Consider the following 13315-nt stretch of genomic DNA (forward strand, 5'->3'; position numbering starts at 1 on the left):
CGCGTTCGGTGCACAGCCTCTACGATCCTATTGGTCCGGATCCGGGCACCTCACAACTTACTGTGCCCCATCGAAGCTCACCACTTGGGCGGTCGCCCAAATTGAATCCGGATACGCTGAACCATCCACCACGACCAATAGGGGGATTCGTCTCGTGGCCCAGATCGATTCCGATGGCACCGCTTCGACCTCGCCGGATGCCGGGACTCCACCCGAGAACCGTCGACGTCGGCGAAGCTCGCAACCACGCTCCGTGCGAAAGCGCCGACGCCGCATCGTGATCGGCACCTCGTGCGCGGTCGCGGTGATCGCCGCGTGGGGCGGCTTCGTGGCCTACGAGGCAATGCAAGCGAAGTCGAACCTCGAGCGGGCGCGGGACCACGCGACAACGACGAAAGATGCACTACTGGCCGGTAACTCCGCGCAGGCGGCGACCGCGGCCGGTGACGCCGCGAAGTACGCCGGCCGTGCGCAGGACGCAACCGAGTCGCTGAACTGGCGGGCCGCCGCAGCCGTTCCGTGGCTGGGCGGGCCCCTCGAGACGACACGTCAGATCACCGACGTGGTACGCGGACTCACCGACGAAGTACTCGCCCCGGCGGTGCAGGCTGGTTCGGTGATCGCTCCCGATCGACTGGTTCGCGACGGCGCCCGGATCGATCTGGCCCCGCTGCGCGAGGCGTCCCCCGCACTGGCCGATTCCGCGGCCGCGGCAGCCGCATTGGCCGCACAGGCCGACGCCGTCGACAGCACGTTCCTGGGCGCTGTCGACTCCGCTCGGATTCAACTACAGGAGCAGACCGCCGAGCTGTCCCAACTGCTTGGAAACGTCTCCACCGCAGCGCAGATCGTGCCGTCGATGATGGGCGCCGACGGGCCCCGCACCTACTTCGTGGGGTTCCAGACCAACGCGGAGGCCCGCGGCACGGGCGGGCTGTTAGGCGGCTTCGGTGAACTGCGCGCCGTGGACGGCGCGGTTCGCGTGGAGGATCTGGGCAGCAACAAGGAACTTTCGATCAACGACAAGAAGCCCATCGACCTGGGTCCGGATTTCGAGAAGCAGTACGGAATCAGCCGTCCGACCACCGATTTCCGCAACAGCAACGTCAGCTCGCACTTTCCGTACGCGGCACAGATCTGGCAGTCGCTGTGGGCGCAGGAATCGGGTGAGCAGGTGGACGGCGTCATCGCCACGGATCCGGTGGCGCTCAGCTACATCCTGGATGTGGTGGGGCCGGTGACGATGCCGGACGGCGAGAAGGTCACAGCCGACAACGTCGTGGAACTGACGGAGTCCACAGCGTATTCGCGTTTCGCGAACGACAACAATGCCCGCAAGGCGTACCTGCAGACCATTGCCGGCAAGGTTGTTGAGCGCATGACCGGCAAGATCTCGAACCCAAAGGCGCTGCTGGAGGCGTTGGGGCAGGCGGCTAGCGAACGACGGATCGCTGTATGGAGCTCGAATCCAGAGGAGCAGCGAGTTCTCGAAGGAACGGTTCTGGGCCACACAGTTCCGGATGATCCCGCACCGTACGCCGGCCTGGTGATCAACAATCTGGGTGGCAACAAGCTGGACTACTACCTGGAACGGGAAATCGACTACACGGCAGAAAGATGCGTGGGCGATACCCGACAGTCGACCGTCACCGTCCGCCTCACCAACACCCTGCCGCCCGGCGACTACACCAAATACGTTGCGGGAATGTTCGACAACCCGGCCGGTGCCCCAGCGGGTACCAATCTCACCAACCTGTCGCTCATCGCCACCCAGGGCGCCAAGCTGAACAAAGTGACCGTCGACGGCAAGCCTGCTTTTGCCTTCACCGGAGCCGAGCGCGGACACCCCGTCTTCGACATCCAGACACAGGTGCGACAGGGACAGACGATCGAAGTGAAGTACGAGCTGACTGAGCCTGTGGCCGCGGGTGAGGCGCGGGTGCCGGTCCAGGCATTGGTCGATTCGGCAAAGACCAGCATCGATGTGTCGACGTGCAGAATCGCCCCCTAGGCGAAGACACATACGACCCAGTCTCAACGCGATTGCCTGGTGCCGCACGCTAGGTGCGGCGCCAGGAAGCCGCCTAGCTGTACCCGGTCAGGACGTTGGTAGCGGGCGTGTCGACTTGATGTGAAGAGAACCTCCGAGTGGGGTGTGGCTTGTCTAAGGCCCACATCCGCTCGGAGGTTCTCGTGTCCCACCGTAATGCCCGAACCACATATCTCGGGAGAATGCTCATCGTCGAGCGCTACCGAGATGGCTGGCCGAAAGCGCATATCGCCAGCGCAATGGGGATATCCCGGAAGTGCGTGTCGACGTGGGTGGCCCGCTACGCAGCAGAAGGCGAAGCAGGTTTGCACGATCGGCCCTCCCGCCCGCACACCATGCCGACCCGAACCTCGCCCGCCATCGAGGACCAGATCGTCGAGCTACGTGTGCGTGAGCGACGCGGACCGGACTGGCTCGCAGCCGAACTCGATGTGCCGGCCCGCACTGTCTCGCGAGTCCTGCGGCGCCACCAGGTGCCACACCTGGCGGACTTGGACCCGATGACCGGTCGGGTGATCCGCACGTCGAAAACCACCGCCGTGCGCTACGAACGTGAGCGGCCCGGCGAACTGGTGCACATGGACGCCCGTAAAGCTAGGCAGAATCCCCGACGGTGGTGGATGGCGCGCGCACGGACGAGTCGCCGGATCGACAGCCCGCGACCGCAGCACCCGGACCGGTTTCGACTACGTCCACTCGCTCGTCGACGACCACTCCCGACTCGCCTACTCGGAGATCCTCCCGGACGAAAAGGGCTCCACCTGTTCGGGTTTCTTGACCAGAGCGATCGACTACTTCGCGGACCACGGAAACACGAGAATCGAGCGGTTGATGACCGACAACGCCTGGGCCTACCGATGGTCCCTACGCGCGGTCTGCGCCGAACACGGGATCAAGCAGAAGTTCATCAGACCGCACTGCCCGTGGCAGAACGGCAAGGTCGAACGCCTCAACCGGACCCTGCAAACCGAGTGGGCCTACCGTCAGGTCTTTACCAGCAACACCGATCGCGCCGACGCACTTGCACCCTGGCTCGAGTACTACAACACTCGACGACGCCACAGCGCACTCGGAGGACTCCCACCGATCAGCCGCCTGACACCAACCTGATGGCCAGGTACACCTACTGCCTTCTACGGGCGCCCGAGGCCCCTATAGGCCCACCCGGCGGACCGCCAGACCAGCGGATCCAGGCAATTGCGCCCATCAATGAGAACCTTCTTCCTCACGACCGCGGCCAAGTCCTCAGGCTGCAGCTTGCGGAACTCTGCCCACTCGGTCAATACGAGTATGACGTCTGCCTCCTCGCATGCCTCCCGAACTGATCCTGCGTAGGTCAGCGTCGGGAAGAGCGCGCGCGAGTTGTCCATCGCCTTTGGGTCATAGATGTTGACGGTCGCACCTTGAAGCTGAATCTGTCCGGCCACATTCAGGGCTGGCGAATCTCGAACATCGTCAGAATCCGGCTTGAATGCCGCACCCAGCACCGCGACTCGAGCGCCGAGTAGCGAACCACAAGCCTCCCGGGCAAGTTCCACCATGCTCGTGCGACGTCGCATATTGATGTTGTCGACTTCCCGCAGGAACGTGAGAGCCTGGTCCACTCCCAGTTCACCAGCACGCGCCATGAAGGCACGGATGTCCTTCGGCAAGCAGCCACCGCCGAAACCGACACCCGCGTTGAGGAACCGGCGCCCAATGCGCGCGTCATGTCCGATCGCGTCGGCCAGCACAGTGACGTCAGCGCCGGCAGCCTCGCACACCTCGGATATCGCGTTGATGAACGAGATCTTCGTAGCGAGGAAGGCGTTCGCGGAGGCCTTGACGAGTTCTGCGGTCGCGAGATCAGTGACGAGGAAGGGAATACTCTCGTCCAAGAGCTGCGCATACACCTCGCGGGCGACGGACTCCGCTCGGCCGGGTCGATCGCGGTCCACACCCAGCACCAGACGATCAGGGTGAATCGTGTCTTGAACGGCGAATCCCTCGCGAAGGAACTCCGGATTCCACGCGACCTCAACCCCATCGCCCGCAGGTGCCAGCTCCCTGGCGCGTGCGCCGAGGCGTTCAGCGGTGCCAACCGGAACGGTTGACTTGCCGAAGATGATCGCCGGCTCGGTTAGAAGGGGTGCCAACGTGTCAATCACCGCATCCACGTAGCGGAGATCCGCTGCATACTCGCCCTTCTTCTGTGGTGTACCAACGCCGAGGAAGTGGACGTCAGCAAAAGCGGCTGCCTCCTCGTACGAGGACGTAAACTGCAGGCGGCCGGCGTCAATGTTGCGCCGCAGCACCTCCTCGAGGCCAGGCTCGTAGAACGGCACTTCGCCCGCTTCGAGCTTCGCCAACTTGGCGGGGTCGACATCGACACCAAGCACTTCGTGGCCGAGTTCCGCCATGCAGGCAGCATGAGTGGCACCCAGGTAACCGGTTCCAAAAACTGACATCTTCATCGATACGTCCTTACGGTAAATTCACAATTGCTGACTCAGCCAAGAAAGTCGTACACCAACGAGGTCTCGCGCCATCACTCAAAGCAACACCAAGACTGCCGAGGAAAGCTACTCAAAATTCCGGAGCGCCGCTTCTCTCAGACGGTCAAGGTCCGATTCCGCGACTCCGCGTTCCGCGAGCCCTTGAAGGATGACGGCCTGCGACACCTCAAGTAGCTTTAGGCCGACCCCCTCCCCCGGACTGAGGCACATTCGCTCCTCGCTCAGAAGGCGGTACAAGCCCTCGACCTTCCCCTGACTGGCCAACGTAACCGGGTAAGTCCCCGCGAGAATTGAGAGAACCGCGAGATGCATGCGCCCAGTGACCACCAACGTAGACCGGCGAGCCAGTGCAAAAACTTGGTCTGGGGACAGCAGATCAGATAATACGAAGCAACTCGCCGGTTTATACTTGGCGAGCACCTCCGATAGGGCGACGTAATCATCATTCCCACGACGTCGCACATGCGGAATGAAAACAAACGACCACGAACCGGAATCAAATTTGCGTAGAAATTCCGCATACTCGTCCGCCTGAGAAAATTCGCTTTGCAGTAGTGCGCTGACATTCACAACCATAATGCGCCTGCCAGTCCGCTCTTCCTGCGATACCCAATCGAACACATCTGCATGCTCCGGGACGCCACCGATACGTGCGAAAACAAGGTCAGCGGCAGCTGTCGGCTCTTCCACGCCTATGCGCTGGAGTCGCTCCACGGAGACCGGGTCCCGAACAGTCAATTGAACTGAATCTTGAACCCGCCTCAACGCCGCAGTCGCTGACTCCACTGCGTGACCGTTCCAACTAAACCCGACGACCCTCGCCTGCGAGCCGAGCCGTGCCGCGATTGCAGCACACGACAGCCGAGCGACGGAGGCGCGCGGGTTATAGGCGCCATCCATGGTGTCCGCGCCGATAACCCATGTGTTCAGAGAGGACTCCGCGGTCCGCGAGAAGGCCCACACATCGCGCAGCCGCGCGACGGGATTCCCGTAAAGCAAATCCTTCAGGACCAGAACTGAAGTCCTTTCCTTAAACCTGTCGGGGATCGAAAACGCCGCGGGGTTTCGCACAATGACCACGACAGACTCTGAAGTGTTATCAAGCGCCGACTCCAGCAGTGCTTGGTCCCCGATATTCCCATCGCCTGGCGGCGCCACGATGCATACCGAATACCGCGCACCCGAGCCAGACCCGCGCCGCCGAACACCAGCAACCCTCGCAACGACATTGTCGGTTGCGATGACAGCGTGCGCATATGCCGGGTGTCGGACTGCAGCCTTGAGGGCCGCTATTATTCTAGACACTTTCAGAGCTCCTTCTTGCCTCGGGACTAAAAGACGAAAGCGAACGAGACAACAGCAGCCATGAAGAAACTGATCGGATGGAGTTTCCGATCATCAGCCCAACCTGAGAACCACCAGCGCCATAGCCTGCGGAACCGATCGCAACGAAAACAAGCGTAATAGGCGCCATGACGGCCTTGATGTACATCGAGTTCTTCACTTTTCCGATCGCACGCAAGGCCAACCCCGGCCCGACGCTGATTCCCAACAGGCACACCGCTCCCGCAGCGAACGGGAGAGTGTCAAGTCCGCCGACAGCAGACTCTCCCAGCATGGCACTCACAACCGAGGACGGCAGGAGTCCGACCGCCAGAACCCACCCCACGGACAAGGCCGTGACGCCTGCTCCATATCCCGCTGCAACCAGCTGCAATCCTCTTTTGCTTCCTTGACGAGCAAACCGAGTTACCTCAGGACTGAGCGCGAAACTCACACCAAGCGTAAATACCATAATGGGCATCAAAAGAATCTGGGCGGCGCGAAGATCGCCGGAAGCCTGGAACCCGCCAGTAATCACCAGAACAAACACTGTTAATTGGTTGATTCCACTACTAAGCATAAAGTCGACCGCGTACACAAATCCAACGCGGTAACCGTCCTTCAGCCAAGCAACACACGAGCCAATCGCGAAGCGAGCCCCAGTCCGCCACACACCGACTAGAACACTTGCTGCAGCACCCACCTCCCAACAGATAATGAATTCTGTCAGAGATCGCTGCGACGCGATAAGAATCATCAGTGGCACTTGAACCGCGAGCCATAGGACCTCAGAAGCGAATGCCCATTTCGGAGCACCCTCATCGATCATGACGTACCGCAGACCGTCCTGGATCAACACAAGCGGCATGGCGCTGGCGAAGACGACCGAGAGAAGCACATCACGGGAGAGAATGATCGCGACCAGAAATACGATAACCCCGAAAAACAGTCCCAATACCATGTTTGTGGAGAGATTCGCGGTTGATCGCATCCGCCCCTTGTGTCCGGCAACGGAACTTTCGTTGAAAATCATCGGCTCGCTCGTAAAAGCTCGGCCAATCCCGACGACGACGCTGTATATCGCCATCAGCGTGGCAAACATGCCGAGGATGCTTGTATCCAGGGCTCTGGCGATCAGAACACTAAAGATAAAATTCGACGCACTCGACGCCACTTGCGTACCTACGGACCACCCCAATCGCCGCACTACGCGAAATAGCTTCACCAATCTTCGCCCCTTCAGTTCCGCTTTGCCGCAAACCGGCGATCCTGATGGGACCGAACCAGCGAGCCGGCGCCGCGTGCCGCTGGGACGCTCTTTGCCGAAACTCCAAGCAACCCCAATATCACAAAACTCAGCTGAGAAGCCCCGGCGTCATTCATGTAGGGATGAATAAACATCAGCACCGATAGCCCTGCCAAGAAAAGCAGTAGCGCCTCCGCGATGGAAGATCGAAGCGAATCTGCGCCCGCAAACCGATATAGTCCGTAAGATGCCCGAAGCGATGAACTCATCACTAGTATGAAAGCGACAAGAGCCGGGATCCCCGCAAGTAGTAGTACAAGGATGTACATCGATTCAACGTACGCGAATGTCCTGTCCGCTGCTCCGATCGGACCATATCCAGTAAACAAGTGTCCCTTCACGAGCGGGAGGAAGTCCCTTGCCCACAGTTCGAGACGGAATGCAACGGTTTGAGGGAGAAAATCATACTGCCCGGTCGTCGATTCTTGTCTAACGGCCCGCTCTGAAGCGCTCGTGGATATACTCGTCCCAGTTACAAAAAGGTACCCGGCCGCTAGTCCGAAAAGCAGGTAGATCTTACGCCCATAGCGGACCGTAAAGTAAATCGAGATTACGCAGACGAGGACAATTACACCGATTGTGAGACTCGAAAGTAGACCGAGCCCGTTTGCGATCACAGAAAGAACAAGCAAGGACCGCCGTTTGAAAATTGGGACTTTATGCACCAGGCAAGCAATTCCAATCACCACGCATAGCCCAGCGTAGCCGGCATAAGCATGCCAGGAGTTGAACACTCCGACGCTCCGTGGAATTTTCCAAGAAATCGGATTGGCGATACTCGCGTTTCCAGTCATGTAGCTTGCAAAGTTGCGAGCACTCTGCACGCCGAGCCCCTGCAGGACCGCCAGGAGGCCCATAACGCTTGAGAAAATCAACAGATACCGGCATGCCCGTTGCAGGAGCCCAGTCACGCCGCTACACGCGCTCGCTGAAACGTAGATCAATAGTAGCGTCAGTGGCCCCAGCCCGTTGTATATAAAGTCGGAGATACCCAAGTCTGTACGGTAAATACAATTGTACGCGGTCATTACAGACACGACGCTGGCATAGCCTAGAAGCGACCAGAAGACCGCCCCTCCAATAACCATTCGCTTGTTGAAAGTAATAAAGACTATTGCCAGGACGAGGACTGCGAGCGCTTCTGATACCCGAAACACCGGGACTACGAGACCCCGACGAGTTCCTGCCAGCGTCGGGATGAGAGCAAAGCAAACCGCCAGAATCTTCAACGTCAGACCTGAGACGGGCCCGGCCACCGGCAGTACGCCAATACTGACGGGGTCTTGGGGCGCTTCTTTCGGCGTGTTCATAGGTCAGACGATGCCGGGTTTAGATAGACGCGGTTTACGGCCCGCTGCGGGGATTTGGTCACAGACGATCGCTCTGAGGCGAACCCGATAGCGATCATCATCATGACGACTTCTTCCTCGGGCAAATTTAGCAGCTTTCTCAGCTTCCGGTCCTGGCTGCGTACAGTGCTCCAATTTAGGCAGCATGAATCGACTCCGCTGTCATGCAGCGCATAGACAAGTGTCATGGCAAACATTCCGCCGTCGATGTAGGCCTGATTTCGCTCACCCGGCGTAAGGAAGGCCGTCAGGTCGGCGGTGACGAGGAGGACGTGGCTTGCCGTGTTTCCAAACCCCCGGTTCCCGTTTTGCAAGGCGAGGACTGCAGTAGCAGCCTCACCTCTCGGGTAGGAACGCACGCGCGCCGCCTGCCTGTTGCATACGCTGGGCGACGTCTGCGCAGTACCCACACACGCGTGGATCGTCGCGTTGTCGACGGTTTCAGGGCCAAAATTCCTGACGCTGCTTCGCGATCGCGCAATAGCCTCGAACTGGTGCCCCTGAGAGTCTATGTGGCGCGCGACGCGATCAAACGCTGGTTCGGTGCCTCCCAGCACGTGACGGTCTGGATCGATGCGGGCTTTAAATTCACTCACGATGTCGCCCAGGCCCGCCCACCACTGAGGAGTGGGACCAACATCATCGAAGGCCTCCTCGTACTGCAGAAGCGCTCCGACGGCCGCTGTGACCGTGCGAGGATCGTGATCGGGGCTCGCCGCATACTGCCTACAGTTTGCAACGAGCCTTTCAACCGTCTCCTGCCCGAACCATGCGCGTGGTTCGGGCAGGGTTAGCCCCTTTTCAACCCGATGGTAGTCCATGACGATATTTGCTTCGAGCACCTCAGCCCGGCTTCTCGAAACGACCCCCGAATTTCTCCGGAAGCGCTGCGCATCATAGTGGTACGAGGTGAGGAGCAGCCATTCCGTACGCACCCGTTGCACAAGCCGCACCTGCTTCGCGGCATTTCGCGCTCTTACCAACGCGTTATGCATTCTGGGCACCCCGTTCTGAGCATCGATTGGTTCCACCGTCAGCGGGCGGACATTGCGCGAGACTCCGCAGTGCCGCTAACGTCGTGGCCTGTTCTGCTATCCGGTCCATGAGGACGCGGCGGGCAGCAGTTCGATACTTATCAGCATCCGAAGCGATAGTCTGAATTTTCTCGGCAAGACTGTCCGGACTGTCAGGGCGAGCATAGAGCGCTGAATTTCCGAGATAGTCGCGCAACACCGGAAAGTCAGCCGTTACCTGAGGTTTACCGGCCATTAGTGCTTCGTAGCCAGCGCGCTGCATTGTATGGTCTCGATTGGTCATCGCGACGACGAGAAGCGAGTTGGCCATAAGATCCTCGTATTCGGCTGAGGAGACGTGGCCGGAAAACCGGACATTGTGCGGGGCTTGTGCTTGTACCGATTTCGGCGCTGTACCGGTTAGCACGAAATCGAGACCGGAACACCGGCGTGCAGCCTCAAGAATCTCGGCGACTGGTTCGTCGTTTGCGTAACTCAGTGGGCAGAGGATGACATCGTTCCGACTCGTGTCGTCATCAGCGTAGCCTCGCGTAAGGACGTCGTGCATCACTATTGCACGAACTCCTTGCGCCGCGCATTGCTCCTGGAGGGGCTGATTAGTAACGAGGACTGTTGCATTTCGCATCATTCTCAAGCCGACTTTGGTGAACCACGACCACTTGGGATCGCTGAAGTACCCTGTGTGCAAGTCCGCAACGAGGCGAGACTTTTTCGACTTGAACAAGAGCACCGCCAGGAGCGCTGGAGCCGGCGGCAACATCAAGTAAATAACGTCCGGCTTGTACCGGTTTAGGGCCTCGCGTGTTTCGAACACAGCTCGCCAATAGCGTCCGGGTAGGGACTTTTGGGATGCTTCTTCAGACAGGAAGACAGCGGGGAGTCCTAGTTCGCGAGCCAGCGACTCACTGCGTCCGTGATGTCGAATCCAGCTAATAAACATCTCAGCTCGTCTCTCGGGGCGCTACGCGTCGGCCGCTGGCTGCCACAATCATGTCGGGTGTCAGTTGGTCGACTTCGACGGCTGTGGCGACACCGTTGTGGTGCACCAAGTCGGCTATTTGACTTTGATGGTCGTCCACATGTTCATTTCGATGGCTACGTCGAGGAATTACGATTGGATGCTTGCCCATTTCTAGAATCTTTAGGATGGTGCCTACTCCGCTATGGGTTATAACCACGTCCGACTCCGCGATGAGTGCAGCAAACTCATCATCAGGAATCGACTCAGTCACGCGTCCTGGTAGTTGGTTTCGGCGCGTACAGCCTAGTTGCCACGTGGTTGACTCGTTGGCCAGCCCCGTCGCCAGCACTGCGTCAACCATCGCGTCAAAGCGATATGGCCTGATTGTTCCGAGGGTCACAAATATACGGGGGGTTCCGGTACCCGCCACCCCTGCAGACGAGGTAAAGGCATTCATCACACTACCCTGGTAACTCCATCTGCCGGTTGCCCAGCCGGGGTGCTGGGCACGCAGCTCGACGAGCCTCGAGTACTCGAGAATCCGGCCACTTACCGAGGGGCCCTGCGTCCTTGATACGCTCTCGATATAGCAGGCCTTAATTCCATTCCGCCGGGCGGCCGGCAGCGCAGCCAAAGCAAGCGCTGCTCCCGTACTGAAGGCGCCATCATAAACATCCGACTCATACTTCAATGCTTTACAAATCGCGCCATATGCGGAAAAAACGCCGCGCCAGTCGCGCGGCGCAATGTATGGAACCAAAAGCGTGTTCTTACCGGCCAACAGCGATCGGCTCTGCTCGGAATCGAAGGTAACCCAAAGCGAATCGTCAGATGCATTCAGCGTCGGGGCTAATCTCACAAGTTGAGCTAGGTGGCCACCCGTCGAGGCGGCAAGCACCAGGCGCCTCACACCTTGCTGTGGGGGGCTACCCGCATGGCCGCTATTCTCGCTCGCGGTGCCTGGTGATCGCAGCGGACCTCTTGTACTCATTCACATGCCCATTTCTTACAGGAAACGACTGCTTAGTTTTTTGATGCGCGGTCGGGTATGTCGACGTAGGATTCGACATAACTGGGAAGACCGGATACCGCCTAGTAGGCCCCACTGCCAGCGGTTACTGCGCGCACTGTCTTGCCCACGATCAGAATGTCTTGCATCATCGACCAATTTTCTACATACGAAAGGTCGAGTCGCACAGTCTCATCCCAGGACAGATCGCTGCGGCCACTGACCTGCCACAGCCCAGTGAGCCCCGGCTTGACGAGTAGCCGGCGCCGCACCTCACCGTCGTACGCCTCGACTTCGCGGCGCAGCGGAGGACGCGGTCCCACTACGCTCATCTCGCGTCGAAGGACATTCAGGAACTGCGGCAACTCGTCCAGGCTGAACTTGCGGAGGAACCTGCCAACCGGTGTGATCCGCGGGTCGTGCTTCATCTTGAACAGCACGCCCGCGCCCTCGTTTTCGCCGAGGAGCGCAGCCACCTTCTTGTCGGCGCCGTCCACCATGGTGCGGAACTTGAGCATCTGGAACGGCTTGCCGTCCAACCCGATCCGCTCCGACTTGTATAGCACCGGCCCCTTGCTGGTGGTCTTCACCGCAACAGCGATCGCGAGCATGATCGGCGACACCGCGGCCAACGCCGCGACCGAGAAGCAGAGATCAAACGCGGACTTTCCGAACCGCTTGGCACCGTGATAGCGGGGCTTCTCTACATGGATCAACGGGAAGCCCGCCACCGGTCGCATCACCAGGCGAGGCCCTGCCACGTCCACCACGCCCGGCGCCACCACCAGGTCGACGTCGTACGGCTCGAGTTCCCACACCAGGCTGCGAATGCCCTCGTGCCCCAGCTGCTCGGTGGCGGTCACCACCACGGTATCGGCGCCGCACCGCCGGAGTGCATCGACCACCGAGTGCTCGTCCCCGAGCACCGGGATCTCGCGCCCGTCCACCACCACGCTGTCGCCGTCCACGTATCCGGGCCCCGGGAGGCACACTCCCGCCACCCGGAAGCCCGCACCCACATGGCGCCCAAAGCTGCGCGTCATCGTCAGAACCGAGTGACGGCTGCCCACCACTAGTACCGACGTACTGCACTTGCCACGCGATCGCTGTCGCGCCACCACTTTCCGAATCAGCCATCGGGCTGTAAGCAGACTCAGCAAGCCGACCGGAAATGCGATGGCCAGATAACCGCGCGCGATCTCGAGCCGGAACAACAAGCTGACGATCGCGACGATCCCGAACAGCTGGAAGGTCGCGACCGCGATGCGCCGGTACTCCTCGGCGCCGTCCCCGATCACGCGGGCGGACCGCGTCCTGTGGATCGTCAGCATCGACAGCCACAACACCACCAGGGCCACCGAGGCCGCGGTGTAGCTCATGCCGGAAATCGCCGCTGTCGCCACCTCTCGGGCCTCGGTTCCGAACCGCGCCAACTGTGCCAAACCCACGGCCACCCCGACAATGAGTGCGTCGGCCAGCCACAGGCTGGCGACGTAGCGGCGCTGCCACTCACTACGTGAACTATGTTGCGAGTCAGCGGGGTCGACCAATCGAAGCCGTGAATCAGCCTCGATATTGTCCCCCGCTCCCGTTTCCAGGGAATACGTCGCCGTCACTCCTCCACCTCCATCACCCGTGCACAGACTTAGCTATGACCCCCGACGGGTCGATCACCATGAGTTGCCCCCCGAAGGCATCCCCACTACATCCACCCCTTCGATCGACCACCGCACTGAGCGCTTGATCGACCGATTGACCGTACTGGACACTTCGCTTGAACAGGACCTC

9 protein-coding genes and 1 pseudogene are annotated in these 13315 nt (G+C 60.1%); 2 read left to right on the forward strand and 8 right to left on the reverse strand.

Features of this window, described 5'->3' with window-relative positions; genetic code table 11:
- Nucleotides 1-163 precede the first annotated feature (163 nt).
- The gene (locus C8K36_RS20325; RefSeq protein WP_420910918.1) at nucleotides 164-2011 is read left to right on the forward strand and encodes a DUF4012 domain-containing protein; all 1848 of its coding nucleotides are present in this window, start codon (nucleotides 164-166) and stop codon (nucleotides 2009-2011) included.
- Nucleotides 2012-2193: 182 nt separating this feature from the next.
- Nucleotides 2194-3160 (forward strand): annotated as a pseudogene (locus C8K36_RS20330) (IS481 family transposase).
- A gap of 23 nt (nucleotides 3161-3183) precedes the next feature.
- Here C8K36_RS20330 and C8K36_RS20335 read toward each other — a convergent pair.
- From C8K36_RS20335 to C8K36_RS20365, 8 genes are all read right to left on the reverse strand, one after another.
- The gene (locus C8K36_RS20335; protein ID WP_107986346.1) at nucleotides 3184-4503 is read right to left on the reverse strand and encodes a UDP-glucose dehydrogenase family protein; all 1320 of its coding nucleotides are present in this window, start codon (nucleotides 4501-4503) and stop codon (nucleotides 3184-3186) included.
- 108 nt (nucleotides 4504-4611) lie between these two features.
- The gene (locus tag C8K36_RS20340) at nucleotides 4612-5850 is read right to left on the reverse strand and encodes a polysaccharide pyruvyl transferase family protein (RefSeq protein ID WP_146176514.1); all 1239 of its coding nucleotides are present in this window, start codon (nucleotides 5848-5850) and stop codon (nucleotides 4612-4614) included.
- Entirely contained in the window at nucleotides 5843-6970 is a 1128-nt protein-coding gene (locus C8K36_RS20345) for a hypothetical protein (RefSeq protein WP_146176515.1), read from the reverse strand. Before C8K36_RS20345 ends, C8K36_RS20340 begins: the two co-directional genes overlap by 8 nt.
- Nucleotides 6971-7107: 137 nt before the next feature.
- Complete coding sequence (locus C8K36_RS24605; RefSeq protein ID WP_146176516.1) at nucleotides 7108-8484, reverse strand: hypothetical protein; 1377 nt, start codon at nucleotides 8482-8484, stop codon at nucleotides 7108-7110.
- The gene (locus C8K36_RS20350) at nucleotides 8481-9518 is read right to left on the reverse strand and encodes a nitroreductase family protein (RefSeq protein ID WP_107986350.1); all 1038 of its coding nucleotides are present in this window, start codon (nucleotides 9516-9518) and stop codon (nucleotides 8481-8483) included. The genes C8K36_RS24605 and C8K36_RS20350 overlap by 4 nt, the downstream gene beginning before the upstream one ends.
- Entirely contained in the window at nucleotides 9511-10371 is an 861-nt protein-coding gene (locus C8K36_RS20355; protein ID WP_181319652.1) for a glycosyltransferase, read from the reverse strand. Before C8K36_RS20355 ends, C8K36_RS20350 begins: the two co-directional genes overlap by 8 nt.
- Nucleotides 10372-10498: 127 nt before the next feature.
- Nucleotides 10499-11416: a glycosyltransferase gene (locus C8K36_RS20360; protein WP_258195517.1), complete on the reverse strand. Its 918-nt coding sequence runs from the start codon at nucleotides 11414-11416 to the stop codon at nucleotides 10499-10501.
- A 194-nt stretch (nucleotides 11417-11610) separates the two neighbouring features.
- Nucleotides 11611-13101 carry a sugar transferase gene (locus tag C8K36_RS20365; protein ID WP_420910919.1) on the reverse strand — a complete coding sequence of 497 codons (1491 nt, stop codon included), beginning with the start codon at nucleotides 13099-13101 and terminating at the stop codon, nucleotides 11611-11613.
- Nucleotides 13102-13315: the final 214 nt, after the last annotated feature.

It is taken from the genome of Rhodococcus sp. OK519 (genome assembly GCF_003051005.1).
Taxonomy (GTDB): Bacteria; Actinomycetota; Actinomycetes; order Mycobacteriales; family Mycobacteriaceae; genus Prescottella.